Consider the following 26,936-nt stretch of genomic DNA (forward strand, 5'->3'; position numbering starts at 1 on the left):
GTTCGGCAGCATCACGTTCAGCGTTTCGATGACATCGCGCCCCTCCCGCATCTGGCCCCTGTTCGCCGTCAATTTCTTCATGGCCGACATGCAGTCCGGCATCGGGCCATTCGTCGGCGTTTTCCTGCAGGAGCGCGGCTGGGCGACCGGGCTGATCGGTACGGCACTGACGATCGGCAACGTCGCAGGCATGCTGGTCACAACTCCGATCGGTGGCTTGATCGATTCCAGTCGCAACAAGCGGCTGTGGGTGGTCATTCCCGGAATCTGCGTGGTCCTGGCCTCCGCCATCATCTTGATCTCGCAAAATTTCTGGGCGGTGACGTTTTCCCAAGTCGCGCAATCGCTGGCGAGCGCCGCGATCGTGCCGGCGGTGACCGGCATCACGCTCGGCATCGCGAAGCAAAAGGGCTTCAATGCGCTGAACGGGCGCAACCAGGCCTTCAACCATGCCGGCAATATGGTCGGTGCGGCGCTGTCGGGCTATCTCGGTTACAAATTCGGCTATGTCGCGGTGTTCGTGCTCGCGGCCGTGTTCGGTGCCATCGCGATCGCCTGCGTGCTGATGATTCCGGCGAAGGCGATCGACGACCGTCAAGCCCGCGGCAGCAAGGAGGACGAGAGCAAGAACCCGCCGGATGCCATGTCCGTCCTGCTCAAGCACAAGCCACTCCTGGTGCTGGCGCTTGCGCTTGCCATCTTCCATCTCGGCAATGCAGCGATCGTCCCGCTTTATGGTCTCGCGGCGGTGGCGCAAGGACAGGCCAACGGCCCGAGCTTCGTTGCGACCACCGTGGTCATTGCGCAAGGCGTCATGGTCGTGACGTCGCTGATCGCCATGAAAGCCGCGGGAAAGCGCAACTACTGGCCGGTGATCCTGGTCTCCTTCATGTTCCTGCCGATCCGCGGCGTGCTTGCGTTCTTCTGGACGGGATGGTCCGGCGTGGTCCCGATGCAGGTATTGGACGGGATCGGCACCGGATTACAGACAGTCGCCGTCCCTGGCATGGTCGCGCGCTCGCTGGACGGCACCGGTCGCATCAATCTCGGTCAAGGTGCCGTCATCACCGTGCAAGGCGTCGGCGCGAGCTTGAGCCCTGCGCTCGGCGGCTGGATCGCACAATGGATCGGCTACGGCCCGACGTTCTTGCTGCTCGGGAGCTTTGGCCTTGCCTCGATGGCGCTATGGCTGGCCTTCGGCACGCACGTGAAGAAGTATTGAGCCAAGCAGGTCTCAAGGAAACTCCACGACGATCTTGCCGAAGTGACCACCCTGCTGCATCAACCGTAGCGCGTCCGGTACCGCGTCGAGGCGGAATGTACGGTCGATGACCGGCTTCATCGCGTTGCGCGCGATAGCCGCGGTCATGCCCTCGAACATCCGGCGGCTACCGACCGAGAGGCCGATGACGTGCAAATTCTTGGAGAACAGGCTTGGGATCGCGATCTGTTGCGAGAAGCCGGAGAGTACGCCGATCACGAGGATGGTGCCGCCGACGCGCGCCGCTTCGAGCGATTGCCCGAACGTATCCTTGCCGCCGACTTCGACGACGTGATCGACGCCGCCGCCGGTCCATTCCGCCGCCGCCTTGCCCCATTCGGGGACCGAACGATAATTGATGGTGTGATCGGCTCCGAGCGCCCTCGCCCGTTCGAGCTTCTCGTCACTCGACGACGTCACGATCACGCCTGCGCCGGCGAGCTTTGCGAATTGCAGCGCGAAGATCGAGACCCCTCCCGTGCCCTGCACCAGCACTGTATCGCCGGGCTGCACCCTGGCTTCCTCGAACAGCGCGCGCCAGGCGGTGAGCGCAGCGCAAGGAAGCGTTGCCGCTTCCTGGAACGAAAGATGGGAGGGGACGCGGCTAACGCCTTCGGCGTCGAGCAGCATCACCTCCTGTAGCACGCCCGGCCGCGTGCCGCCGAGCGCATAGCGGCGGGCGGCCGCCGATACTTTTCCATCGATCCAGGACTGGAAGAACATCGGACAAACACGATCGCCAGCGGCCACACGGGTGACGTTATCGCCGACAGCAACCACCTCACCTGCTCCGTCCGAGAACGGGATCAAGGGAAGCCTGGAGACGCCGCCCTTGCCTTGGACGGTAAGCAGGTCACGGTAGTTCAGCGACGCCGCCCGCACGCGCACGGTGACTTCGCCTGGTCCGGGCACAGGCTCCGGCAGATCGGCGAGCTCCATCCCCTCGATCGACCATTCTCGTGCGACCTGCCAGGCTTTCATCGCGGTTGCTCCAACTCAGGCGCCAAAGCTCTTCTGGACCGCCTTGTCGATTGTGTCCGCCCCGACAAAGCGCTGGCGCAGCTCGCGCTTGAGCAACTTGCCGCTCGGGTTCTTCGGCAGGCTATCAACGAAGATCACCCGCTTCGGCACCTTGAAATGCGCCATCTGGCCGGCACAGTGCTTGATGACGGCGTCCTCATCCAGCGTCTCGCCGGTCTTGACCACAACGATGGCCGTGACCGCCTCGATCCAACGCGGATCGGGCAGGCCGACGACGGCAACCTCGGAGACCCCCGGGATACGATAGACCATCTCCTCGACCTCACGGCTCGCGACGTTCTCGCCGCCGGTCTTGATCATGTCCTTGACGCGATCGACCACGGTGATGTGGCCCTCTTCATCGACAGTGGCGAGATCGCCGGAGTGAAACCAGCCGCCGGAGAAAGCCGCCGCGGTCTTCGCGGGATCGTTGTAATAGCCCGACAGCAGATGCGGCGAGCGATGAACGATCTCGCCAACCTCGCCAACCCTGACGTCCTCCATCGACGTGTTGACCACGCGCGTCTCGACATTGAGCACGGGTCTGCCGGCCGAGCCGGCCTTGCGCAACTGGTCCTCCGGCCGCAGCACGGTCGCGAGTGGCGCGATCTCGGTCTGGCCGTAGAAATTCCAGAATTTTACGTTGGGCAGGCGGCGCTGAAGTTCGAGCAGGACTTCCACCGGCATGATCGAAGCGCCGTAATAGCCCTTCTGCAACGTCGACAGATCGGTCTTGTCGAAGTCAGGCGAGCGCAGCATCGCGATCCAGATCGTCGGCGGCGCGAAGAACGATGTGATCTTGTGTGCCTGGATCAGCGCCAGGATGTTGTCGGCGGTCGGCTTGCCCGTAATGACGCCGGAGGCACCGAGATAGATCTGCGGCCCAAGGAACACATCGAGCTGGGCGCAGTGATAGAGCGGCAGCGCGTGCAAGAACTTGTCGTCGACGCTCATGCCGCCGTCGATGATACAGCTGACATATTGCCACATCACGGCTTCATGGGTCAGCATGGCGCCCTTGGGCAGGGATTCCGTGCCGCTGGTGTAGACGATCTGCGCCAGATCGCGGCTATCGACGGAGGCCTCGAGGTACGAGCCGTCGGCGTGAAGCAGACCGTCGAAGGTGGTGAGGTCCGAAGGCGCCGTAGCCGCGTCCTCGCCCGGCAGCCAGATCATTTTTTCGACGGCGCAATCCTTGGCTGAAGCGGCGCGGGCCGGCTCGACGAAGTCAGGGCCGGTCGCAAGCAGCTTTGCACCGGAGCTCTTCAGGATGAAATTGATCTCGTCCGGATTGAGCATGAAGTTGATCGGCACCAGCACGGCGCCGATCCGCGCCACGGCGAAGCGCAGCGCGGCAAAGGCATGCGAATTGCGGGACAGCACGGCAAGGCGATCGCCCTTCTTGACGCCAAGCCCGAGCAGGCCACGGCCGAGCCTGTTACAGATCGCGTCCATCTCGGCAAAGGTCCAGCTCACGCTACCGCAACTCACCGCGAGCTTGTTCGGCTCGCGCCCTGCCGAGCGACGCAGGAGATCGCCGATGGAATGCTCGCGCGCTTTCGAGATGGTGGCTGCGACGTCGCCGGTCATGTGTCCCTCCGTGTGATGGCCCTGTTTGTTCGATTTCCTGGGTGAAATCTTGCGTCTTGTAGGTTTGCGACCGAGCAAGGCAGATCCCATGGGACCATTACAAGCTACCAGCCGACCAGACCCTCGGTCAGCTGAAAGGACGGCAGGCGTCCGTCGGTGAAATCGCTAGCGGCGCCGCAAATCCGACGGGCTGTGCCCGAACTTCCGACGAAACGCCGTGCTGAAATAGGACGAGCTGCTGAAGCCCAGCTGGTAGGCAACCGCGGTGATCGACAGGGAGCGTAGCTCGGGGCGCGTCAAGACGTCGTAACAACGCTGCAGCCGGCGATCCAAAATCCATTCGGACACCGAGACGTCGGTGAGCCGGAAGAGATAGTGCAGGTGCCTGAGCGAGACGCCATTGCTCTTCGCGATCCTCTCCAGCGAAAGATCCGTGTCGGTAAGGTGAGCTTCGATCCAAGCCTTGACCGAGCGCAAGCGGGCCTGCTGGGCGCTGGCATCCTCGGAGAATTCGTCCCGGTCGCCCATGTCGAGCGTAAGCGCCAGCACGTCCATCAGTTCGCCGCCTAGGCGAGTCCTGGCGGCTTCGTCCAGCGACGCACCTTCCGCGGCGAGCGTCGCGCAGAATTCGGCGGCGATCCGCCCAAGACCGCGGCTCGTCGCCATCGTGGTCACGACAGGCAGGCGCCCCTCGCTGAAGCGGGCGGAAAATTCCTTGCGTGGGATCTCGAGATAGAGCGACCGGACCCTGCCGACGCATTCGAGATCATAGGCTTCAGACGCCGAAAAAATTGCGCCGATACCAGGATTCGACAGCATGGTCTGGCCGGCCTGCAGCACGTTGACTCTGCCCTGCTGGACGAATTCGACGTAGTAGCAATCCTTGTCGAGTTTTGCGATGTGCCGCTCGCGCCGCGAGATGCGCTGCTCCGACAGCAGCACATCCGTCATCGTGACCGCACCGAAATGCGCCTCGCGGATGAAGCCGTGATAGTCGGACCGCTCCTCGGCATTCACGTCGACATGAACGTAGACATCGCAGATGGCGCCCTGCCACGCGGCATACCGTTTGGACGGCTCCAGATCGTCTGTCGAGAATACCAGGTTCATCGTCCGCCCACCCGTCACACAGCCATGATGAACGCCGTTTGTGCATCGCACAAGCTGGCCCGTCGGCCGGATTCTAGATGGCCGCCGCCTACACGCAAGACTGGGTTTGCGCGGACAAGCAAAAGCTTTGCGCTCCGGAGCAAGCAGGGCCCGGGCATGTGGCCTATGAAGAGCAAAACCCGGTCAACGAGCCAGGCAGGAAACGTGCGCTTGCGTCAGGACAGATCAGCTGCTGCGCAATCCGCCGTGCCGCCTGAATGGCGGCGCCCGTGAGCACGACCAGGCCCTCGCCGATCACGACGCGGTTCACGCAGCCGATCCACACCATCGCCGACATCGAGGCGCTGGAACGGCGGCCTTACGAATCCCTGATCCCTGCCAGCAATCAGTACGATCTGTTCGAGGCCACCGCGCGACTCCATCCGGATCGGCCCGCGCTGACGGTCCTGAACAAGGGCTCGCGCGAACCCGGCGACGTCACGCTGACGCATCGGCAATTGCGCGCGAACGTCGCGTGCGCGGCAAACCTCTTCCGGTCGTTCGGCATCAACGTCGACGGCGGTACGGTCGCATTTCTCTGTCCAATCCTGCCGCAGCTCTTCCCGGCTCTGCTCGGCGCCCAGATCGCGGGCGTCGCCAGCTCGATCAACTATCTGCTGAACGAAGATGCGATTGCCGATCTGCTCGAAGCACAGAACGCAACCGTTCTCGTGGTTGCTTCCGAAGTGGCCGACCGCGCGATCTGGACCAAGGCGGTCGCTGTCGCGAGCCGTGTCGCCTCGCTCAAGACGATTCTCGTGATCGGCGCGGGCGGCCGCTCGACCGGCGGCGCCGTGAACTTCGACGAGGCCGTCGCGGCGACGCGTGACACTCTGGACTTCGCGCCACCGCAGGATCGCAACACGGTCTGTGCCCTGTTCCACACCGGCGGGACCACCGGGCGGCCCAAACTCGTCCGCCTGACGCATGGCAACCAGATCCATGCGGCCTGGAGCTTCGCGCAGGTGCACGGACTGGACGAGTTGGATGCCGCCATCAACGGCTTCCCGCTCTTTCACGTCGGCGGCACCATCACCGTCGGCCTGTCGATCCTGGCGGCCGGCGGCCACGTGATCATTCCCTCGCCCTACAGCCTCAGAAGTCCGGATGCGATCCGCGACTATTGGCATACGGTCGAACGGTTTGCTGCGACCATCGTCAGCGGCGTGCCGACCTCGATCGCGGCGCTTGCCGAGGTGCCGATCGGGTCAACCGATGTCAGCTCCGTTCGCATGGCCCTCACCGGCGGGGCGGTGGCGCCGAAAGCCATCAGCGAGAGGTTTCAGGCCCGGACAGGCATCAAGCTGTTCGAGACCTACGGCATGACGGAGACCGCGGCGGCGATCGCGTTCAATCCCGGGCGCGGCACTCCCGTGCAGGGTAGCGTCGGCTTCCGGGCGCCCTTTGCGCGGACGAAAATCGTCGCGCTGACCGATGCGACCCTCAGCACGGAATGCCCGCCACTCACCAGTGGCCTCGTCCTCGTCAGGGGACCGCAGGTATTTCCAGGCTATCTCGATCCCCAGCACAACAAGGGCGTGCTCACCGACGACCATTGGATCGTCACAGGCGACATTGGCTATCTCACGGCCGATCAACGGCTTGTGCTGACGGGGCGCGAGAAGGATCTGATCGTCCGCAGCGGCCACAACATCGATCCCGCTGCGATCGAAGACGTCGCAAATGCTTTCCCCGGTGTCCAGATGAGCTCGGCCGTCGGCATGCCGGACGCCTACGCCGGCGAGGTACCGATTCTCTTCGTTGTCCCGTCTCCCGGAAAAAGCATCGACCTGCCGCAGCTGCGCGAGCATCTCGAACGCAACGTCAATGAGCCCCCCGCCAGGCCAAAGCGCGTCGTGCTGCTCGAGGCCCTTCCCGTCACGGCGGTCGGCAAGATCTTCAAGCCCGCACTTCGGGACCTTGCCGTTCGGGAGAAGGTCAGAACCGAGATCGATCGCATCTTCGGTCCGGATACCAGGGCAGACATTCTCGTCGACAAAGACGCCAGGTTGAATACGCTGGTCACCATTTCGATCGGCTGCAACGACCGGGACCGGGTGAAGGCGCTCACGGAGAGCCTGACGGCGCTTCCACAGACCTATCGCCTCGAGACCCGATCGTCATAACGGACCCGCAGAGGCCTACGTCGAAGAAAGGCAATTAAGGGGATGAAGCGCTTTCGGTTCAATCAACAAGAGATCGTCTTTGCCGTCTTCGCCTTGCTGTTCCTGGTGTTCTCGATCTTCCTGAACGGCTTCCTGACGGCCGAGAACATGCTGACGCTGCTCCAGAACGTGGCAGTGCTCGGCATCCTCGGCCTGGCCATGGCAATCGTCGTTATCGGCCGCGGCATCGACATCTCGCTGATCGCAGCGCTCGCGGTGCCCCCCGGGCTCGTGCTGCAGATGGTGCAGAACGGCCATTCGCTTCCCTTGTCGCTGCTGACCGCCGTCCTGATCACGATCGCCTTCGGCCTCGTCAATGGCTGGCTGATCGCCTATGCCGAAGTCCCCTCGCTCTTTGCAACGCTGGCGACCGGCTTGCTGCTCGCCGGGCTCGGGCAAGCCGCCTTGTTCCAGCTCGACGTCGTGCAATGGAGTTCGGGCATGAACGGCTTCGAGCGGCTTGGACAAGGCACCATTCTCGGCATTCCCACATCGATCGTGATGTTCGCGATCGCCTGCATCGTGGTTGCCGTCCTGCTGCGCCAGACGCGCTGGGGCGCCTACATCTACGCGATCGGCGACAACCCTTACGCCGCGCGCGTTACCGGCATTCCCTCTCGCCCGATCATCGTGCTGCAATACGTGGTCGCGGCCCTGATCGGCTGCTTCGCAGGTCTCGTGATGGCCGCATCGGTCAACTCGATGCCGACCCGCGTTTTCAACTCGACACTGATCTACGACGTGATCCTGGTGGTCGTGTTGGGCGGCATCGGTCTCTCCGGCGGCCGCGGCGGCGTGTTGAACGTCATCATCGGTACGCTGCTGATCGGCACCATGCTCAACGGCATGACCATCATGGACATCTCCTACGCCGGGCAAAATCTCATCAAGGGCGTAGTCTTGCTGCTCGCCGTCATCACGGATTCCTTCCTGAATCCGCGCAACGAAGAAACGGCACAGCAGGGCGACATCTGAACGACCGACAAGAACGACAACCATAACTACAACCAAGGAGGACGCAATGAACCACCCGACAAAGGCAGCCGTCGCCGCATTGGCTCTCGCCGCATTGACCGGACCCGCACTCGCTCAGCAGGGCCTCGATGAGCCGTTCCAGAAGCCGTTCAAGGAGGCGCTCGCCGGAAAGACCGTGGCCTATGTGCCGGTCGCGATGAACTTCGACCTCACCGAGGGCTGGTATGCCGGCTTGAAGAAGGAGCTCGAGCCCTACGGCGTCAAGTTCGTGATCCGCGACGCCAACTGGAACACCAATGCCGGCGCACAGGCCGTGACCTCGCTGATCACGGAGAAGCCGGCGGTGATGGTGGTGCATAATCCTGACGTGCAGACCTATGCCAAGCTGCTCCAGCGTGCAGAGAACGAAGGCATCTACGTCATCCAGATCAACATGGGCTCAGCCTATCGCAGCTCCGCCTTCGTCGGCGCCAACTGGGTCGAGATCGGCGAACGCCAGACCGAAGGCGTGGTCAAGGCCTGCGAAGGCAAGTCGAACAAGATCGCGATCATCCAGGGCGCGCTGTCAGCCGCCGCGAGCGCCTACACGCTCAAGGGGGTCGAGAACGTGCTCGCCAAGCATCCCGAGATCAAGGTGGTGTCGAGCCAGGCCGCCGATTGGGATGCAGCCAAGGCCAAAGCGATCACCCAGACCGTGCTGAAGCAGAATCCCGATCTTTGCGGCATCGTCGGCTTCTGGGACGGCATGGATATCGGCACGGCTGCCGCGGTGAAGGAAGCCGGCCTCACTGGCAAGGTGTTCCTCGCCACGTCGGGCGGCGGCGAACGCAAGGGCGCCTGCGAGCTGGTGAAGTCAGGCGCGTTCGACCTCGACATGAGCTACGACGTGCCGACCCAGGCTGCGCAGATGGCCGGTACGATCAAGTGGCTGCTGTCTTCGGGTGCCAAGCCCGGCTCGATCAAGGGATCAGAATACACCACGCTGATTCCGATCACCAAGGAAAACGCCGACAGCCAAACGTCCTGCTGGAATCTCAGCGACCTCAAAAAGTAGTCCAACGCTGACGCTCAAGGTCCTCGGGTCGTCAAAGCCCGGGGACCCACTCCCGATAGTTTCCAAGCCCTGCTGGAATGCCGATGCGCGACACAATCACAAGCCTGCGTTACCGCTACTGGCCTGATCATCTTCTCGGTGAGATCCTGTCCAAGCGATGGACCGAGACCGCCATCCCGGTCATCCTTCTCCTGATCGTCGGCTTCGCGTTCAGCCGGTCCATCGACAACTTCCTGTCGCCGGCGAGCCTCGCGGACACCGCACGCCAGGCCGGCGAGATCGGCTTCATCGCACTCGGGCTCGCGCTGGTCGTCATCGTCGGCGGCATCGATCTGTCGGTAGGGTCGATCTTCGCACTGACCGATTTCTGCGCGCTCTATCTGCTCGACGTCGCGGGCTGGCCGGTTCCGGCCGTCGTGATCGCGACGCTGCTCTGCGGCGCGCTGCTCGGCGCCGTCAACGGCGTGCTGGTCGGATATCTGCGACTGCGCGCCTTCATTACCACGCTGATCACGCTGATCATCTACCGCTCGGCCTACGATCTCCTGATCCAGCGCTACTCCAACGCGATCGCTTCCGCCTTCCCCGACATCCCGTCCTGGGACTTCATCGGCGCCGGCTCTGTCCTGGGCATTCCCACCGTAGCACTGGCCTATATCGTCATCGCGATCTTCGGCCACATCTTCATGACACGGCTGCGGCCGGGCTGGCACATCACCGCGATCGGCGGCTCGCGCCGCTCGGCCTACAATTCGGGCATCCCCGTCCGCCGTACCATCGCGCTCTGCTACGTCGCGAGCGGCGTGCTGACCAGCATCGGCGCGCTGTTCTTCGCCTCCCGGCTCGGCACCGTCGGCGGTGATATCGGCGTCGGCCTCGAGGTGATCGTGCTGACTGCGACCGTGCTCGGCGGCATCACGCTCGGCGGCGGCAAGGGCTCGGTCGCCAAATCGGCCGTGGGCGTACTGATCGTGCTGCTGATCACCAATGGTCTGACGACGATGAACGCACGCGGCGGCGTCAACCGCATGGCGCTCGCGGGCATCCTGCTGGTGGCTGCGATGGTGGACATCCGCTGGCAGAAGAACCGGACCCGCATCATCAGCAAGGTCTATGTCGCCCCGACCTATCACGAATTGCCGCCACCGCCGCCAACCGAGATCGGACAAGGCGGACCATTTGAGCAGAACGACAAGTTACGCGACGTCGAGGCGATCGGCCTTGGCCGCATCGAGGCGCCGGAAGACGTCATCCTCGATCGTCACGACAATCTCTATGCCGGCTCGCGCCACGGCGACATCATGCGATTCCTCGCGCCCGACTATCAAAAGATGGAGGTGTTCGCCCATATCGGGGGCCAGCCGCTCGGCATGGCCTTCGATCGCGAAGACAATCTCTACGTCTGCATCGGCGGCATGGGGCTTTATCGGATCAAGCCTGATGGCACCGTGGAAAAGGCGACCGACGAGACCAACCGCAGCCTGCGCTCGGTCAACGACGACAGCCGCCTGCGGCTCGCCGACGACCTGGACATCACCGACGATGGCCTGATCTTCTTTTCCGAAGCGACGGTCCGTTACGAGATGGACGAATGGCCGATCGATGGCCTGGAGGCGCGCGGCAACGGCCGCATCATTTCCTACGATACCAAGACCGGCACGACCCGCACCGAGCTGCGCGGACTCAAATTCCCCAACGGCATCTGCGTCGCCAGCGATGGTCAGTCGATTCTGTTCGCCGAAACCTTCGGCTGCTCGATCAAGCGCTATTGGTTCGCAGGACCGAAAAAAGGCGCGGTCGAGGTCGTCATGGACAACCTGCCGGGTTACCCTGATAATATCAATCTCGCCTCCGACGGCAATTACTGGCTGGCGCTGGTCGGCATGCGCAGCCCCTCGCTCGACCTTGCCTGGAAGATGCCGGGCTTCCGCCGTCGCATGGCCAAGCGCGTGCCGGTCGACGAATGGCTGTTCCCCAACATCAACACCGGATGCGTGGTCAAATTCAACGAGCAGGGCAAGATCGTCGAATCGTTCTGGGACCTGCACGGCGAAAACCATCCGATGATCACCTCGATGCGCGAGCATCGCGGCTATCTCTATCTCGGCGGCATCCTCAACAACCGGATCGGCCGCTACAAGCTCGACAACGCCGATCCGAACTTCGTCCAGTATGACAAGCGGTGGGGGAAGCAGTCGTGATCGCTGCCGTCAGAGACTTCGCCAACCGTTTTCTCGGGCGCGGCGACGCTACCATCACCGTGCCGTCCTTCGACGGCGCACTGAAACCAAACCAGAAGCTTGAGGCCGCCGAGACTCTGCTGACATGCGAGTCCCCAGCGGATCTTGCGACTGACGGCAGCAAGCTCTTTATTGCAGACGGGCGGAGATTGTTGTCGCTGAATGGCGGTTCGGCCGTCGAAGTGCGCGGCTTCGAGCAGCCGATATCTGCATTATGTGCCCTGCCCGGCGGCGGCCTTGCTGTCGCACTCGGTGGGCGCGAGGTGCGTGTTTACGAAAGCCCCTTGGCCGAGCAGCCCAGCGTCATCTTTGCCGATGCGGCGTTCAATGCGATCAATGCGCTCGCGCTGGCGGAGGACAACTCGCTGATTGCGACAGATGGATCCGCCACGTGCAGCGTCGACGATTGGGCGCGTGACCTGCTGGAGCTCAACCGGAGCGGCCGCGTGTACCGGCTCGATCCCGGCAGCAAGACCGTGACGCTGATGGCCCAAGGCCTCGGCTATGCCTTCGGTGCCTGCGCGCATGGCAACGCCATGCTGGTCAGCGAGAGCTGGCGCCATCGTCTCGTTCTGGTCTCGCCCGGTGCATCGCCGAAGATCGTGCTCGCTCACCTGCCCGTCTATCCATCACGGCTGTCGAAGGCTTCGGGCGGAGGCTACTGGCTCACCGCATTCACCGCGCGGACCCAGCTGGTCGAATTCGTGCTGCGCGAGCCCGGCTACCGGCGCCGCATGATGGCCGAGATCGCGCCCGAACACTGGGTTGCACCGCGGCTGCGCTCAGGGCGCTCGTTCAAGGAGCCGATGCAGGGCGCTCATATCAAGACCATGGGCGTCATCAAGCCCTGGGCGCCACCGCGCTCCTACGGCCTTGTCATCCGTCTCGATGCAGCCGGCCAGCCGCTCTATTCGCTGCACAGCCGCGTCGACGGCATCAATCACGGCGTCGTCGCGGCTGTCGAGATGGAAGGCGATCTCGTCCTGATCGCCAAGGGACCCGGCCGCATTCTGAAGCTGCCCCTTGCCAGCCTTGCCGAGGAGTTTCGGACATGAGCGACATCGCACTTTCGTTGCGCAAGGCGACGAAGCTCTACGCCGGCGTTCCCGCCATCGACGGTGTCGACTTCGATCTGCGCCGCGGCGAGATCCACGCGCTGGTCGGCGAAAACGGTGCCGGCAAATCGACCCTCACCAAGGTGATGGCCGGCGTGGTGACGCTGACCTCGGGCACCATGACGGTCGACGGCACTGAAGTCGCGCCGAAGACGCCGCTGGAGGCGCGCAATCTCGGCATCGCCATGGTGTTCCAGGAGAACAGCCTGGTGCCGACCATGACGGTCGCGCAGAACCTGTTTCTCGGACAGGAGAAGTTCTACAACCGCCTGCGCGGCATCTACATCGCTGCGCAGCAGTTTCTGCAATCGCTCAATTTCGACGTCACACCGACCGCGACTGTCAGCGGCCTCGGCGCGGCCAAGAAGCAGATGGTCGAGATTGCGCGCGCGGTCCTGCACCATGCCAAGGTCATCATCTTCGACGAGCCGACCGCATCGCTGACCCCGGAGGAGAAGAAGTATTTCTTCGACCTTGTCCGCGACCTCAAGAAGCGCGGCGTCTCGATCGTCTTCATCTCGCATGCGCTAGAAGAGGCGCTGCTGCTCGCCGACCGCATCACGGTGCTGCGCGACGGCAAGCATGTCGTCACCGACGATGTCGCCAAATTCGACCGCGCCGCGATCGTGCAGGCCATGGTCGGGCGGGACCTCTCCAACACGCTCTATGGCGCACGCAAAAGCAGCGTTAGGCAGGCCGGTGGGCGGGTGCTAACGGTGCAAAACCTGAAGATGGCGCCGATGGTGAAGAACAATTCGCTATCGGTCTTTTCAGGCCAGATCACCGGCGTGTTCGGCCTGGTCGGCGCGGGCCGCACCGAGACGTTCAAGATCGTCGCCGGCGTGCTCAAGCGCGACTTCTTCCACGGCGGCGAGATCCTGCTGCATGACCAGCCGGTCCGGTACCGGGTGCCGGCACCGGCAGTGAAGGCCGGCATCGCCTATGTCACCGAGGATCGCAAGGTCGAGGGTTTCTTCGAGACGTCTTCGATCGCGCGCAACATCTATCTCGGCCTGCTCTCGAAGTTTCCGAGGGGACGCATGATGCTGTCGCGGCGGGAGACTGAGGCGGTCGGCAAGACCTGGATCGAGCGGCTGAAGGTTCGCGCCATCAGCGACGACGGCAAGGTGGTCGAGCTGTCAGGCGGCAATCAGCAGAAGGTCGTGATCGCGAAGTCGCTGGTGCAGGAGCCGGACCTGATCATCTTCGACGAGCCGACCCGCGGCGTCGACGTCGGCGCCATCGTCGAGATCCACGAGTTGATCAATCGCCTCGCCGACGAGGGCAAGGCAGTCGTGGTGATCTCGTCCTATCTGCCCGAGATCATGGCGCTGTCCGACCGCATCCTGGTCTCGCGCCAGGGCAAGGTGGTGGAGGAGTTCTCCGCGCTGGAAGCGACGGAGGAGAAGATCATGTATGCGGCGATCCACTGAGGGCGCTTACAGCTTGTGCCCCTTCTGGCGCAGCGCCTCGATCAGGCGCTGCTTCAATTGGTCGGCGGCCTTCTGGCTGACATCCTGGGCGATCTGGCTGCTGGCCTGCGCCAGCGCATCGGATTGCGCCAAGAACTTCTGTCCGGCCGGCTGGGCGTAGAACGCCTCGATCTGGCGCAGTTCCTCCAAGGTGAAGCTCGCGGCATAGACGGCGGCTATTTGATCGAGCATCGATGCGGAGAACGGAGGGTAGATCTCGGCACCCGGTGCCGTCATCGCATCATAGTCGCGCTCGATCTCCGGCCTTTCCTGCGTCACGACTGGCCGCAGCTTGAGCAGCAGCTGCGGCAGCTGCGCGCGATATTGATCGGCGATCTTCAGCGTGACCACGAGCTTGCGCGCCGCATTCATCGCTTCCGGCGACGGCGCCTGCGCGGATGCGGCGCCAACGAGGAGCAGGAGGATGCTGGTGGTTGCGAGCAAACGTCTGAACATGGACCCTCTCCCCCTCAGCGGCGCGCCGGCGCGGCGGCAGGCACGATCTCGACGTCGGCGGTTTGAGGCTCTTCGACGTCCGACACTTTCACGAAGAGGTTCGGCACCCGCTCGGCTCGATCGAGCAGCCAGGCGACGCCGATCATGATGATGATACCGAGGAAGGAGACCGCGAGCTGCTCCCACACGCCCTTGGTGTATTGCGTCAGGATCCAGTGCGCGGAGAACGACAGGAACACGCCGAGACAGAAGATCGGCAGCGAGTGCTGGCCGCACAGGATGACTGGACGCAGCCAGGCGGTATGCAGCGCCTTCCAATGGCGCGGCAGGAAATGCGTCACCCAGATCGCCAGCGCGAAGAAATGCGTGAAGCGGAGCATGTCGAGGTCGGTCTTGTCGATCGGGTAGATCGCCTTGATCATCCATTTCGGAATCATGGCATCGAGCGTGGGGATGTGCCATGTCATCACGATGATGAAGGCGAAGGCGAGCCAGGCCCCGGCCAGCGCCATCGCGGCCCTCGACCACACGAATTGGCTGATCTTCTCGATCTGGCCGATGCCGCACCAGGCGGCGAAGACGAACATCAGCTGCCAGCAGAACGGGTTGAAATACCAGGTCGTGCCCGGCGGGTAGGAGGCGACATTCCAGTCGAACCAGCGCGACAGCACGTAGAGCACGACGGACCCCGCCAGCGTCAGGTTCGGCCGGCGCACCAGGCACCAGACGATGAAGGGCGAGACGAATATCAGCGTGATGTAGAGCGGCAGCACGTCGAGATTGACCGGTTTGTATTTCAGCAGGATCGCCTGCCCGATCAGCTCGTCCGGATGCGCGAGGAAATTGAAGACGTTGAACTCGTGCTCGTACATCGGATTGTCGAAGCGGCGCGCGGTGCGGGCGATCTGCGCGGTGAACAGGAGGAACAGCATGATGTGGGCGACGTACATTTCCGCCGTCCGCCGCCACAGCCGCTTCAGCGCGGCGAGGAACCAGCCGCCGGCGACGATCGGCCCGTAGATCCAGCCGACCAGATAGCCGGAGATGAAGACGAAGAACTCGGCGGCGTCGCTGAAGCCGTAATTGCGCAGCGTCAGCCAGGCCACGACGTCGTGCGGGATGTGATCGAGGAAGATCATCCACAGGCCGATGCCGCGGAAGAGGTCCAGCCGCAAGTCGCGCTCGACCGGCGCCAAGAGTGCTGCCTGGTCTCGTATGATCATGGCCCCCGCCTCATCTGGTGGGCGCCGCGCCATCGCGGCGCCGGCGAAATCGGATGCTAAAAAGGATCAAACAAAAGGTCATCTAACCCTGCGGCTAGAATGCCAACGGTAGCCGACCTTGGCGTCCGCGCAAGGGACTTTGTCGTCACAGCATGCCGGCGGCTCGCATGAAGTCAAAACAACCCCATGCGCAGTAGCTAACCCCTTGCATGACCAGCAAAAACCGTTCGGCCGTCGGGCAAGGCGGCGGCGACCCGGATTCCGACCTCAGGCAGGCTGATCGTCGCCGGCGCGCATGCCGTTCAGCATCGCCTCGGCTTTCTCCCGCAGCGGCCGCGCACCGCTGTCGGAGGCGATCGCGATCGCGCCGCGAAGCGCAGCAAGGACGATGCTCCTGGCCTCCGCGCTCGTGGGCGGCGTCACCACGGCCTCGCCGAACAGGGCCTCGGCCTCGAGGCCGGAGAAGCCCTGCTGGCGCGCGGTGTTGCGCGCCTCGCGCAACATGTTCTGGGCCGCCTGGACATCGCCGAGCCGATTGGTCGCCAAGGCGAGGTAGATCGACGAGCGCAGAACCGCCGAGGTGTAGCCGACGGCGCGCGCCTCTTCGCGCGCCTCGGCGAGCATGCGGCGGGCGCGGTCGAACAAGCCCTGCTCCAGATAGGCGATACCGAGGTGGCAGGCGAGCACCGGCACGAACAACCGGATACCGAGTTTCTGCGCCAGCACAAAACCGTCTTCGAGAATGGCGGCGGCCGCGGCCGGATCGCCCCGACCGAGCATCAGCCAGCCGCCGCTATAGGCGGCAGCGACGCGGTCATAGGGACGGCCGGTCTCGTCCGCGATCGCGGCGGCCTCGCGCTGCAGCTGCTCGGCGGCGTCGAGCTCACCCATCACGGCGTGGGTGAGGCTCTTCATCATGCAGCAAAGCAGCAGCGTGTATTTCGGCGGCGTGCCATACGGCGCGCTCGCCTCCGCTCCCGTCAGGTTTGCGCGCGCCCGGACGAATGTCTGCTCAGCCTCGCGATACCGCCCTGCAATAAAATACGCCTGTCCAAGATTGTACTGCGCAAGGTTACGCCACCCCGGATTGCCCGACTGCTCGGCAAGACCGACGACTTCCTCGCCAAGGATGACGGCCTCGGCCGGCGTGCCATAGAAGTTTTGTCCACCCGCCATGACCGTCATGGCAGCGACCTTCCTGCCGACATCATCGATCTGGCTGGCCCGCTGGTCGGCCTCCTTTCCGAGATCGATCCACTCGGCGACGCGGCCGGACCAGATGAAGGCCATGCGCGCCTCCATCCGCAGATCGATGGCGTTGGTCTCCCGCGGGCGCGTCAACGGCGTCTTGTCGAGCGAATCCATCGCGGTCCGGAAGTAGTCGACCGCGTCGGGATAGGCCGAGCGCGCGAGGCATTTTTGTGCGGCTGATCTCCCGTAGGTGAATGCCTTCGCCCAGTCCTTGGCGCGGATGGCATGGTAGCAGAGGCTGTCGGGATCATCTCGCCATGTCTGATCGCCCTCGAAAACCGCGAGCACGCGCGCATGGATGCTCTCGCGCACCTTTTCGACCATCGACTCATAGGTCACCTGGCGGACCATCTCGTGCCTGAACTCGAGCGAGTTCTCGAGATCGCTATCAATCGCGGCAAGCAGCTCGGCCCGATCGAGCGCCGCAAGACAGTCGTGAAAGACGTCTTCAGGCAATTGCGAGACGTTCCGTACCACGGCTTCGCTCGATCGCGGCCCTAACGCGGCCGCGACCTGCAACACCAGACGCTGCTGCCGCGACACGCGGTCGAGGCGCGCCGCGATCACACCCTGAATACTGGTGGGAATGCCGAGTTCGTCGATCGGTCGCACCAAAGCGAGGTCGCCCCACTCCCCGCGCAGCGTACCGCTGTCCTTCAATCCGCGGCAGACCTCCTCGATGAACAGCGGCACATTGGCCGTGTGGGAAATGATCCGGCTCTTCAGATCGGTATTGGTTTGTGAGGACCCGAGCATGTCGGACAGCATCTGCAGACCGGAATCGTCATCGAGCGGCCGCATCGCGACGATTTCGGCGTGGCAGCGCGCAATCCAGACCGGCATGCCGTTCGGGCGGGTGGTGAGAAGCACAAGAAGACCGGGCACCGCCAGCGCGGCAATCGTGGCGACGACGACGTCGCTGGCCCGGTCGATCCAGTGCAAATCCTCCAAAAGGAGGACGGTCGGCTGACGACTGGCCACGTTCTGAATGACGGCGCAGCTTGCCTCGGAGATCACGCGCCCCCGGGCAGGCGGCTCGAGCTCGTCCCATTGCGGGTTCGAGAACGACACATTGAGCACCGCATCGATGGCGCTTTGCTGAATCGCAGGCAGGTCTGCCCGTGGATCGCGGGGACTGCCAGGATCCTTCGCGGCGGCGTCCATCGCCGACAGCAGGATTCGCCTGAGCGTGCTGAACGGCGCGCCTTGCAGATTCGGGCTGCACTCGGCGTCGATCAACCGCCACCCATCGGCCTTGAGCTTCTGGGCGAACTCATGCGCGAGCCGCGACTTGCCGATGCCCGCATCGCCCAGCAGCAACACCGTTTGCCTGCTGTCGCGAGACTGTGTGGCGCTGCGATCCAGCAAAGCCCGCTCGGTGGCGCGATCGACGAAGCGGGAGACGCTGCGGGCCCGTCGCACGCGCCAGCTCGACAGGTCGCTGGCACCCACGATCCGGTAGACCGGCAAGGGCTGGCCGAAGCCGCGCAGCGATTTGCTGCCGAGGTGCTCGAACCGGACATGCCCGTCGGCGAGATTTTGACAGGCCTCCGACACGTAGATCTGATTCGCTTCGGCGATCTGCTCGAGCCGCGCGGCGAGATGCTGCGCGGCGCCGCCAATCTCGTAGACCTTGGAGAACTCGCTGGCGACCATGTAGGCAACGACATGGCCGGAGTGGAGACCGACCCGGACCTGAAGGGCGGGATCGCCGAGACTGGCGACGCGTCGAACCAGCTCGATGGCCGCGTGGCAGGCCAGGGGCGCATGGTTGTCGTCGGCAATCGGGGCTCCGAACACCGCCGCGAGCCCATCTCCCAACTCCTTGCTGACGATGCCGCCGAACTGACGTACGGAGGCTCTCATGGCCGCCAGCGCCGGCTCGAGGCGCGAGACAGCTGCCTCCGGTTCCAATTCGGCAACAAGACCGGTGGAGTCGATGACGTCAGCGCGAAGAATCGTCACAAATCGACGTTCGCTGTCGGGATCGACCTGTTGACGCACTGCAGCCCCGCATTTGGAGCACCAGCTATCGTCGGGATCGATCGCCGACTGACATGCGAAGCAATGCATTCCTGCGCCTCAAAGTCCCGGCCCGTCTGTCGATCAGAATCCGCGAACGAACTTCGATGATACCCATCGAGACCCACTTAGCAATCCGACCCGCTGCAGTTAGCTGGGCACAGCATGGGAGGCGATCTGGACGAAACACAGCCCTGAGTGGTAGCGTCAAAAATCCCGGCAAGGGGGCATATATTTCGGTAGCGCACGGTCAGCCAAGCCGATCGGCGTGGCGGAGTTGTATGTATTTTCGCGCAGCGAAGGACATTTTGGGGGAAAAGGCGATGGGCTCGAGACCTTACAGAGGCAAGCCATTCAGAGATTTGATGAACAGCAACTACTACCCTCTGGCAAACATGAAAAAGAGCGTCGCCAAGCTCAAGGCTTCGGACGACATCGACGTGCCGACGCTGGAGTACGGCCAGTACCACCTGATTCTAACGCCAGCCTCCAAGTGGCCGGAAGGTAGCGCCAAGCACTGGCCCAGGGAGAAGGGCCGGGCTCGCGTCGACCTCAGCGCTCAGCTCAACACGGTCCCCCTGTCCAGGGACGAGCCTGGAGTGATTCCCTTGACGCGGTGCGACCTGCTCGATGCCTGCGTCCGCAAGTGCTTCAACTCCGAGCCGCCAATTCCGATGAAGACCAACATCATCGCCCACGCGGCAAGCGATGCCCTGGCAGACCGGCACGAGATCCGGCTGGAGTGGGAATACAAGAAGGGCTCGGACAAGCCGACGTTGCTGCATCTGACGATGGTCTGTCCGCACAGGCCGGAGAAGGGCTGAGCTGATTCCGACTTTGGATCGCAGTACCATCATCTGATCTGAATTCCGCGGGCCGGCATTTTGCCGGCCCGCGTTTTTTGTCAAAACGCGGCGGATCAATGGAGCGGTGACCGGGAGCTCGATGCACGGTCCATCGAGCGAGATCGCACAAGCCGCACCTGAGGCTAGTTCTCGAAGAACCCCGGATGCTTCTCCACAAACGCCTGCAGCTCGGGCGCGACGCGGTCGAGATGATTGGCCATCTCGCGCTCGCTCTCTCAGAATCGCGATCTGCAATGCCGCGGTAAATCGCCTCGTGCTCCATGTACGTGCCCTTGGGCCGGCCCGGCTCGGGCAGCAGCGTGCGGCGCACGCGTTCAAGATTGGTTCGGATCGGATCGAGCACTTCGCCGACGCGCGCGAAGCTCATGTTCTCGGTCATCTGGCGATGAAACCTGGTATCGAGCTCGTGAAAGCCTTCGAGGCCGCCGCTCGCGACCGCGGCCTTCTTATAGGCGAGATTCTGGCCGAGCGTGGCGATCGCCTGGTCCGACATGCCGGCGGCGCAGATGCCGCCGGCCTCGACCTCCAGCGCACGGTGCATCAGCATCCACTGCCGGACGTCTTCGAGACACCCGGCTCTCCATTCGTGTTGCGGCTGTCTTACCGCACCGGATCGACATCGGGCGGTGTCGGCAACTTTCGGCGAGGTTCGACATGAGTGCTGCGATCTTGACGAGGCAAGACGGCGTCTGGCTGAACGAACCGGCGCGGTGGACCGCACAGGGCGACAGCCTCGAGATCGTCACCGACAAGGCCACCGATTTCTGGCAAAGAACGCATTATGGGTTCTGCCGCGATAGCGGCCATTTTCTGGGATTCCCGACCGCGGCGGCGTTTACTGCCGAGCTGCGAATCCAGAGCGATTTTCGAGAGCTCTACGATCAAGCCGGCATCATGGTGCGTATCGATGCGGAGCACTGGCTCAAAGCCGGAATCGAGTTTTCGGACGGCCGCGCGATGCTCTCGAGCGTCTTGACCATGGGGCAGTCGGATTGGGCAACCGCCCCCTACGCGCACGATGCCGGCGATTTCTGGATGCGTGTCACCGTCGCGGGCGGCGTTGTTCGGTTGCAGACGTCGGCTGACGGCAAGAGCTGGCCGCTGGTCCGATTGGCTCCATTCACCGCGGCGCAATCCTATCTTGTCGGGCCAATGGCCTGCACGCCGGAAAGAGAGGGCCTGCAGGTCACCTTCACGGGATTTTCGCTGAAACCGCCGCTTGGCAAGGATCTACACGATCTCAGCTAGCGTGCTGCGCGCGCCATTTTGAAGATGCCAGAGTTTGAAGACGCCAGAGCTTGAAAGTGCCATGTGTTCGTTGACGGCACGATGAAACAGCGCTACCTTAAATTGCACATTTGAAGAAAGCATGACGAGGGTTTTTACGCTCGTCTGCCGCAGTTTATTTAATTGTTTCGACAACAGGAGGTGCCCATGTCGTGCGCTTTCCCGGCCGTCGGTCACAAATACCTGGTGGATTTCGTCGCTTTCCGTGTCGAGCTGGAGTTCACCTCCGACACCTCGCTCACTTATTACAACGTCGATGCGAACGGAAAAATCGTCGGCTCCGAAACGGTGACCGTCAAGGTCGAGCCGATCACCGAGCATATTTTCCTGGTCACATGGCAAGAGGCCGACAAGACCACGGTCGTGCATATCGAGGACTACGCGAGACACACGATCGTGACCAACATCACGAGCCCACCCGATCTGACCTTCGATCAATTTCACGGCACCTTCAAGAAAGTGGCGTGAGCCGACTGCTGCAACGACCGGCGCTTCGCGCCGGCCGGAGCCGAGTGCGATGAGTGCGTGCAATCGAGACCGCAATGCGCGTCGCGCGTGAGACGCACGCGACTGCGGCATCTCGCCAGGAGAACAAGGCATGCCGGATTTGAGCGAAGCCACGCCTCCCTCGCGCTACGACCGGTTCCGGGCCATCATGGAAGCGGCTGCCGGCGCCTCGACGGCAAGCTACATGTCGCATCCGCGCTTCTGGAATCTGCCGCTGCCGGAACTGAGAGCCTTCGAGCTCTATGGCATCGCGATGATGCGCGGCGGAGACGCTGCGCCCCCGGCAGCCAAGCCCTCAACCTGCTGTCATGGAAGCTGCGAGGCGCAGGGCGCGGCGGCTTCGCCCGGCAATGGCGACAATGCTGGACTCGTCAGAGGCCTGCGCGGCCAATATCCGTTCGACGGCACGCAGTTTCCGCCGCTGCCCTGGGGCGGCAAGCGCGTCAGCGAAGGCGACATCGCGTTCATCTCGCAGTGGATCACCGCCGGCTGTCCCGGACCTGACGAAGACGAGCATCATGCCGGCGCGGCACAGGCGAGCGCCGTCACGGGCGCGCTGGTGACGGGAGACGCGCCGCACGCCCTGTTCACGGGCCCCACCAACCAGCTCGCACACGATTCCGGCGGCGTGCGCGCGCGCAAGAACGTGGCCTATCTGTCCGACGAGGAGCTGCGGCGCCTGCGCGCCGCAATCGCCCAGATGAAGTCGCTCGATGCCTATCCGCAGGACGAGCGAAGCTTTGCCTATTGGGCGCGCATCCACGCCAACCAGTGCCAGCACGGCTGGGAGCAATTCCTGACCTGGCATCGCGCCTATCTGTACGGCTTCGAAAAGCAGCTCCAGGACATCGATCCGACCGTGACCCTGCCCTATTGGGACTGGGCGGCCGACAGCGCGAACGTCAAGGCCTCGCTCGAGGACATGGGCAAGGTCGCAAACGACAATGGCATCGTCCCCGCCGCCTATCGCTGCTGGATCGACGAGGATGGACTGCGCAAGCTGACCGACGGCGGCAAGGTGTCGGCAGAAGTGCTCGCGGGCCTGCGCGGCATCATCGGCAAGGACTTCAATTCCGGCGCGCGCCTGTTCGCCGCCGCCAAGATCAGCTATGGCGCGGCGCCTGCGAGCGACGAGGCGATCAAATCGGTGCTCGGCGACATCAATCCGCTGTTTGACTGGAAGCGATGGCCCGGCGGCAATGCGGATCTGATCTTCGAAGCCTATCCGACGCCTGACGATGTCGAGCGCATTCTCGAGATCGAAAGCTTCTTCGACTTCGCCAGCGGCAGCCGCGGCAACCAGTTCTTCGGCGCGCTCGAGACCATCCACAATCTGATCCACAATTTCTCGGGCGGCAAGAACCCGTTCTCCAGCGTCGCGCCGAACGAACAGCCGTTCGGCGACATGCAGGATCCCGGCACTACCGCGTTCGATCCGATCTTCTGGGGGCATCACAGCAATTGCGACCGGCTATGGGCGGAATGGCAGCGTCGCAACCCCAGTGGCGGACCTGACGATCCCGGCGACGTGTTGCCGCCGTGGAATTTCACCGTGGCCGACACCGCCAGCATTTCGCGCCTCGGATACGAATACATGATGGCCGCGAACATGTTCGTGACCAACAGCGCCGTGCCGCTGCAGCGCTTTCAGTCCGCCGCGGCGCCCGTCCATCCCAAGGTCGTCGCCGACCATAGTCACGCTGAGATCCGCCTGCACGCGGTGCAATACGTCACGCGTCCCGGTTTTCACATCCGCGCCTTCCTTAATACGCCGGGTGCGACCGTCGAGACGCCGACGCGCGGCAATCCCAACTATGTCGGGATGGTCAGCATGTTCACCGGCGTGTGCGTCGGCGGCCCCGGCCATTGCGACGTCCCGGAACCGCGGACATCGCGCTTCGACCTGCGGCCGCGACCGCACAAGACTCCCGGCAATTTCCGCATCGACGCCACCGACGCGGTGAAGCGGCTCAAGGCCAATGGCGCGACCTCGTTCAGCGTCAACCTCGTCGTCCTCAACACCGACGGAACACCTGCGACCGATGCGCTGAAGATCGACGCCGTTTCACTCAACTTCTTCGATCGGTTCTCGAAATCGAGACAATAGGCCCGTCATGGCAACAAGCTTTCGCATTCATCCCGCGATCGGCATTGCGCGGCTCGGCAACTCGCCGGACAAGTTCTGCATCTCCCCCGACAAGGGCGGACATTTGCCGATCAAATGCGACGATCAGGGCAATCCGATCCTGAACAAGAAGGGCGAAGAGGAGAGCGTCAAATATTTCAACGACGACAAGGGCAGGATCCTTCGCCAGGCGGCGCGCTTTCGGGTCTTCATCTACGACGACAAATCCCCTGGGGGGCGCGAAGCCGCCATCGGCGACCAGGTCGACATCGTCAATCGCCACAACGGCCAGCTGCTGACCTTGCGGATCGACGACATCCAGTGGACGGCCTATCTCGCCAACAAGAAGGCGAGCTGGTACGCGTTCGCGGAGACCGATGGCGAGCACGGCTACGCGTCGGACCATCCGGTTCGCAACGCCGACATCACCAACGGCGAAGAGCGCCAGCGCCTCATCATCGATCCCGGACCGCGAAGCGTGAGCTTCACGGGATCGCAGCAGGCGGTCTTCGACAAGAACAGCCCAGGGCCGACCAGCTTTCCGCCCGAACTCGTGCCGAACTCGATCACGGCGCTGGGCGAGCTCAGATGCACCCAGACGGCGAACAAGAACCGGCTCCTGGTGCTCGGCGGCTTCGGCAATTCCGGGACCATGCTGGACGGCTTCGGCAATCCCAAGATCGAGGAATACGCCAACAACGACGGCTGGTTCGACGACATCGCCGATGGCCCGGTCAATGCGCGCTTCATCGGCACCGTGGTCGCCATCGACGGACGCCCTGTCAAACCGCTGGGCAAGCCGGTTCTCGCGCCGGCCGCGATCGATCCGGCCTGGGTCATCGTGGGCTATCCGCGCTACGTGCCTGAGGCCGTCGACGTCGTCACCATGGATGATCTGCTGTTCGACATCGCCGTGCGGCATTTCGGTTACGTGCCCTACCTCTACGGCATCCCGCCGTACACGGGATCCGCCGCGGTCCCGCAGGACGAGGCCGGCCTGCGGCTCTGGCGCGCACGAGCGCAATGGAACACCGATTTTCGTCCGTATTTCGGTCGCGACATCCTGCCGATCCTGCTGCGCCCGCTCGATGCGCAGAACTTCATGGACGCCGACGCGCTGACCGGCGGCAATCCGCACAACACCAACCCCGGCGGCAATTTCGACTTCACCGATCTATCAGTGCCGCCCTATCCGGGCGAACCCGAGGCGGATCGCTGCCGCCGTCATCAGATGCGCCAGCTGCTCTATGCTGTGTTGCGCAAGCCCGGACAGGAAAACGAACTGTTCGCACCGGCAAGTCCCGGCATCCCGCAGGGCAAGCTGTTCGCGATGCCGCTGCTGTGCGGCGACAACGCGCTCTCCAACACGGCGCCGTCGAAATTCCTGCGCCTGACCGAGACCATGCTGTTCCTGCTCAAGCAATGGGCCGACGGTCTCTTCATCGACGAGACGGCCGAAGACATCAAGCCCGGCCCGATGCATCCGGGACCGGGCGCGGCGCTGGACCGGGGCGCGCTGGCCGCAGCCCTCGGCGGCGCGTTCTGTCCGGGCGCCGAGGCGGGCTGGATCATGCGCAATCCGGCGATCTATTCCGCGGCCTACCGGATCAAGCCGTCGCCATGGTCGCAGGGCGAGCTTTCCTTGCCCGGCGGAGCCGAGCTCGGCAACGGGCTGGAGCCGGGCGACATCACCAAATACAGCGCGCTGCCGTGGCAATCCGATTTCAACGAATGCACCAACCAGCCGGTCGACGTCACCTATCGCGACTGGAACAATCTCGAGCTCGACAGCGTCGGAGACCCCGCCGCGCAGGCCTTCCAGCTGACCTATTGGTGGCCGGTCCACCGTCCCTTCACGTTCAACGGCGCGCCATGGTCGCCCACGGCCCAGAACAACGCTGGCGATCTCGCCATGACCACGGCATGGGCATCGTTGCGCTTCATCATCAAGAGCGACGGACAATATACATTTGCGCCCACTCCGCCGGACCAACCCAAATCGTGAGGCGACGCGAACATGTCGCAGCACGATGTGGTCATCCTCGGCGGCGGACCTGCCGGAACGGCCCTGGCACTGGAGCTGAAACGTCACGCGCCCGACCTGAAAATCCTGATCGCCGAGGCCGCAATGGCGACGGACTGGCGGATCGGGGAAACGCTCGCGCCCGGCGCCGCTCAACTCCTCAACGGACTTGGCTGCTGGGACCATATCCTGCGCGACGGACCGATCGAGGGCGCCCGCTCCCGGGCAGCATGGGGAAGCGACCGCCTCCATGCACATGACTTCGTGTTTTCGACGCGCGGCAATGCCTGGCACCTCGATCGTATCAGGTTCGACGAAGCCTTGCGCGCCGCGGCCGAGACTGCGGGCGTGGAGATCTGGCGCGGCGCGCGCTTCCTGTCCGCCGTCGCAGAACCTGCGGGATGGCAACTTTCTCTCGACTGGCAGGGACGGCGGGTCGAGATCGGCGCGCGCTTCGTCGCTGATGCCACCGGACGCTCGGCGCGGTTCGCGACGAGCCAGGGCAGCCGCAGATGTTTTGCCGATCGCCTGGTGGGTGTCGCCGCACTGGTGCGCCTTTGCGATGGCGCGCCCTGCGATCACGCCACACTGGTCGAGGCCCGCGAGAACGGATGGTGGTACTCGACCGCGCTCCCGGGCGGCCGTCTCGTGCTGGCCTTCATGAGCGACAGCGACATCGTCCACCATCATTCCAGCGCACGGCTCGAACCCTGGCTTGCGCAATTGCGCGGGGCGCCGCTGACCGCGGCGCGCGCAGCCATGGCGGAGAGCGCAGACCACATTTTCACCTGGCCTGCCCGCTCGCATTGCCTCGACCAGCCCTGCGGACGCAACTGGGTCGCGGTGGGAGATGCGGCCTCGAGCTGGGATCCGCTGTCGTCGGCCGGCATCATGAAAGCGCTGCGCACCGGCAAGCTCGGTGCCTTCGTCCTGCTCGATGCCATCAACGGCGTCGACGGCGGCGGCGCGAAATATCGCAGGCTGATCGAAGCCGAGTACCGCCATTACCGGCGCGACAGGCGCACCGTCTATCGCATGGAGCGGCGCTGGAGCGGATCCGCGTTCTGGCAGCGCCGGCACGCGCCCGAACCGTTCGATCGCGAGCTAGCCACACAATCATCGGGAGAAAATTAGG

The 26,936-nt window shown here is 63.7% G+C and carries 19 protein-coding genes and 1 pseudogene; 13 read left to right on the forward strand and 7 right to left on the reverse strand.

Annotated features, from left to right (window positions below; all coding sequences use genetic code 11):
- Positions 1-28 precede the first annotated feature (28 nt).
- On the forward strand, positions 29-1,222 hold the full coding sequence (locus Q0687_RS33495; RefSeq protein ID WP_298886493.1) for an MFS transporter: 1,194 nt from the start codon (positions 29-31) through the stop codon (positions 1,220-1,222).
- A 12-nt stretch (positions 1,223-1,234) separates the two neighbouring features.
- Here the strand turns inward: Q0687_RS33495 and Q0687_RS33500 are convergent, their stop codons facing one another.
- From Q0687_RS33500 to Q0687_RS33510, 3 genes are all read right to left on the reverse strand, one after another.
- Positions 1,235-2,242, reverse strand: coding sequence for an NAD(P)-dependent alcohol dehydrogenase (locus Q0687_RS33500; protein WP_298886495.1), 1,008 nt, complete (start codon positions 2,240-2,242; stop codon positions 1,235-1,237).
- A 15-nt stretch (positions 2,243-2,257) separates the two neighbouring features.
- Entirely contained in the window at positions 2,258-3,871 is a 1,614-nt protein-coding gene (locus Q0687_RS33505; RefSeq protein WP_298886497.1) for an acyl-CoA synthetase, read from the reverse strand.
- Positions 3,872-4,036: 165 nt separating this feature from the next.
- A complete protein-coding gene (locus Q0687_RS33510) occupies positions 4,037-4,981 on the reverse strand; it encodes a helix-turn-helix domain-containing protein (RefSeq protein WP_298886499.1) in 945 nt (314 codons plus the stop codon).
- A 269-nt stretch (positions 4,982-5,250) separates the two neighbouring features.
- Between Q0687_RS33510 and Q0687_RS33515 the strand changes: the two genes are divergently transcribed.
- The 6 genes from Q0687_RS33515 to Q0687_RS33540 all read left to right on the forward strand — a co-directional run bounded on the left by Q0687_RS33515 (position 5,251) and on the right by Q0687_RS33540 (position 14,002).
- Positions 5,251-7,146 (forward strand): AMP-binding protein, encoded by a 1,896-nt coding sequence (locus Q0687_RS33515; RefSeq protein WP_298886500.1) that lies wholly within the window; start codon positions 5,251-5,253, stop codon positions 7,144-7,146.
- A 42-nt stretch (positions 7,147-7,188) separates the two neighbouring features.
- Positions 7,189-8,160 (forward strand): ABC transporter permease, encoded by a 972-nt coding sequence (locus tag Q0687_RS33520; RefSeq protein ID WP_298886502.1) that lies wholly within the window; start codon positions 7,189-7,191, stop codon positions 8,158-8,160.
- Between the two features lie 46 nt (positions 8,161-8,206).
- Positions 8,207-9,214, forward strand: coding sequence for a sugar ABC transporter substrate-binding protein (locus Q0687_RS33525; RefSeq protein WP_298886504.1), 1,008 nt, complete (start codon positions 8,207-8,209; stop codon positions 9,212-9,214).
- 77 nt (positions 9,215-9,291) lie between these two features.
- Positions 9,292-11,415, forward strand: a complete 2,124-nt coding sequence (locus Q0687_RS33530; RefSeq protein WP_298886506.1) for an SMP-30/gluconolactonase/LRE family protein — start codon at positions 9,292-9,294, stop codon at positions 11,413-11,415.
- Positions 11,412-12,509: a hypothetical protein gene (locus Q0687_RS33535; RefSeq protein WP_298886509.1), complete on the forward strand. Its 1,098-nt coding sequence runs from the start codon at positions 11,412-11,414 to the stop codon at positions 12,507-12,509. The genes Q0687_RS33530 and Q0687_RS33535 overlap by 4 nt, the downstream gene beginning before the upstream one ends.
- Entirely contained in the window at positions 12,506-14,002 is a 1,497-nt protein-coding gene (locus Q0687_RS33540; RefSeq protein WP_298886512.1) for a sugar ABC transporter ATP-binding protein, read from the forward strand. Before Q0687_RS33535 ends, Q0687_RS33540 begins: the two co-directional genes overlap by 4 nt.
- A 6-nt stretch (positions 14,003-14,008) precedes the next feature.
- On the opposite strand, the gene Q0687_RS33545 is transcribed toward Q0687_RS33540, so the two are convergent.
- From Q0687_RS33545 to Q0687_RS33555, 3 genes are all read right to left on the reverse strand, one after another.
- A complete protein-coding gene (locus Q0687_RS33545) occupies positions 14,009-14,497 on the reverse strand; it encodes a DUF2059 domain-containing protein (protein ID WP_298886515.1) in 489 nt (162 codons plus the stop codon).
- 14 nt (positions 14,498-14,511) lie between these two features.
- Positions 14,512-15,720, reverse strand: a complete 1,209-nt coding sequence (locus Q0687_RS33550) for an OpgC domain-containing protein (RefSeq protein ID WP_298886518.1) — start codon at positions 15,718-15,720, stop codon at positions 14,512-14,514.
- Between the two features lie 267 nt (positions 15,721-15,987).
- Positions 15,988-19,044, reverse strand: coding sequence for an adenylate/guanylate cyclase domain-containing protein (locus Q0687_RS33555; RefSeq protein WP_298886520.1), 3,057 nt, complete (start codon positions 19,042-19,044; stop codon positions 15,988-15,990).
- Positions 19,045-19,316: 272 nt separating this feature from the next.
- Between Q0687_RS33555 and Q0687_RS33560 the strand changes: the two genes are divergently transcribed.
- Positions 19,317-19,817 (forward strand): hypothetical protein, encoded by a 501-nt coding sequence (locus tag Q0687_RS33560; protein ID WP_298886523.1) that lies wholly within the window; start codon positions 19,317-19,319, stop codon positions 19,815-19,817.
- Between the two features lie 304 nt (positions 19,818-20,121).
- Here the strand turns inward: Q0687_RS33560 and Q0687_RS35940 are convergent.
- A pseudogene (locus Q0687_RS35940) lies at positions 20,122-20,406 on the reverse strand (FCD domain-containing protein); the annotation flags it as partial.
- A 107-nt stretch (positions 20,407-20,513) separates the two neighbouring features.
- Between Q0687_RS35940 and Q0687_RS33570 the strand changes: the two are divergent.
- The 5 genes from Q0687_RS33570 to Q0687_RS33590 all read left to right on the forward strand — a co-directional run bounded on the left by Q0687_RS33570 (position 20,514) and on the right by Q0687_RS33590 (position 26,935).
- Positions 20,514-21,107, forward strand: a complete 594-nt coding sequence (locus Q0687_RS33570; protein WP_298886529.1) for a DUF1349 domain-containing protein — start codon at positions 20,514-20,516, stop codon at positions 21,105-21,107.
- Between the two features lie 186 nt (positions 21,108-21,293).
- A complete protein-coding gene (locus Q0687_RS33575; protein WP_298886532.1) occupies positions 21,294-21,614 on the forward strand; it encodes a hypothetical protein in 321 nt (106 codons plus the stop codon).
- A 130-nt stretch (positions 21,615-21,744) separates the two neighbouring features.
- A complete protein-coding gene (locus tag Q0687_RS33580; RefSeq protein ID WP_298886536.1) occupies positions 21,745-23,760 on the forward strand; it encodes a tyrosinase family protein in 2,016 nt (671 codons plus the stop codon).
- A gap of 7 nt (positions 23,761-23,767) precedes the next feature.
- Positions 23,768-25,783, forward strand: a complete 2,016-nt coding sequence (locus Q0687_RS33585; RefSeq protein ID WP_298886538.1) for a LodA/GoxA family CTQ-dependent oxidase — start codon at positions 23,768-23,770, stop codon at positions 25,781-25,783.
- 12 nt (positions 25,784-25,795) lie between these two features.
- On the forward strand, positions 25,796-26,935 hold the full coding sequence (locus Q0687_RS33590) for a tryptophan 7-halogenase (protein WP_298886541.1): 1,140 nt from the start codon (positions 25,796-25,798) through the stop codon (positions 26,933-26,935).
- Position 26,936: the final 1 nt, after the last annotated feature.

The organism is uncultured Bradyrhizobium sp. (assembly GCF_936928535.1).
GTDB lineage: Bacteria > Pseudomonadota > Alphaproteobacteria > Rhizobiales > Xanthobacteraceae > Bradyrhizobium.

Coding starts and splice junctions, on each gene's coding strand:
- Q0687_RS33495 (WP_298886493.1), top strand. CDS start 29: ATGACATCGCGCCCCTCCCGCATCTGGCCCCTGTTCGCCGTCAATTTC.
- Q0687_RS33500 (WP_298886495.1), bottom strand. CDS start 2,242: ATGAAAGCCTGGCAGGTCGCACGAGAATGGTCGATCGAGGGGATGGAG.
- Q0687_RS33505 (WP_298886497.1), bottom strand. CDS start 3,871: ATGACCGGCGACGTCGCAGCCACCATCTCGAAAGCGCGCGAGCATTCC.
- Q0687_RS33510 (WP_298886499.1), bottom strand. CDS start 4,981: ATGAACCTGGTATTCTCGACAGACGATCTGGAGCCGTCCAAACGGTAT.
- Q0687_RS33520 (WP_298886502.1), top strand. CDS start 7,189: ATGAAGCGCTTTCGGTTCAATCAACAAGAGATCGTCTTTGCCGTCTTC.
- Q0687_RS33525 (WP_298886504.1), top strand. CDS start 8,207: ATGAACCACCCGACAAAGGCAGCCGTCGCCGCATTGGCTCTCGCCGCA.
- Q0687_RS33530 (WP_298886506.1), top strand. CDS start 9,292: ATGCCGATGCGCGACACAATCACAAGCCTGCGTTACCGCTACTGGCCT.
- Q0687_RS33540 (WP_298886512.1), top strand. CDS start 12,506: ATGAGCGACATCGCACTTTCGTTGCGCAAGGCGACGAAGCTCTACGCC.
- Q0687_RS33545 (WP_298886515.1), bottom strand. CDS start 14,497: ATGTTCAGACGTTTGCTCGCAACCACCAGCATCCTCCTGCTCCTCGTT.
- Q0687_RS33550 (WP_298886518.1), bottom strand. CDS start 15,720: ATGATCATACGAGACCAGGCAGCACTCTTGGCGCCGGTCGAGCGCGAC.
- Q0687_RS33555 (WP_298886520.1), bottom strand. CDS start 19,044: ATGCATTGCTTCGCATGTCAGTCGGCGATCGATCCCGACGATAGCTGG.
- Q0687_RS33560 (WP_298886523.1), top strand. CDS start 19,317: ATGGGCTCGAGACCTTACAGAGGCAAGCCATTCAGAGATTTGATGAAC.
- Q0687_RS33570 (WP_298886529.1), top strand. CDS start 20,514: ATGAGTGCTGCGATCTTGACGAGGCAAGACGGCGTCTGGCTGAACGAA.
- Q0687_RS33575 (WP_298886532.1), top strand. CDS start 21,294: ATGTCGTGCGCTTTCCCGGCCGTCGGTCACAAATACCTGGTGGATTTC.
- Q0687_RS33580 (WP_298886536.1), top strand. CDS start 21,745: ATGCCGGATTTGAGCGAAGCCACGCCTCCCTCGCGCTACGACCGGTTC.
- Q0687_RS33585 (WP_298886538.1), top strand. CDS start 23,768: ATGGCAACAAGCTTTCGCATTCATCCCGCGATCGGCATTGCGCGGCTC.
- Q0687_RS33590 (WP_298886541.1), top strand. CDS start 25,796: ATGTCGCAGCACGATGTGGTCATCCTCGGCGGCGGACCTGCCGGAACG.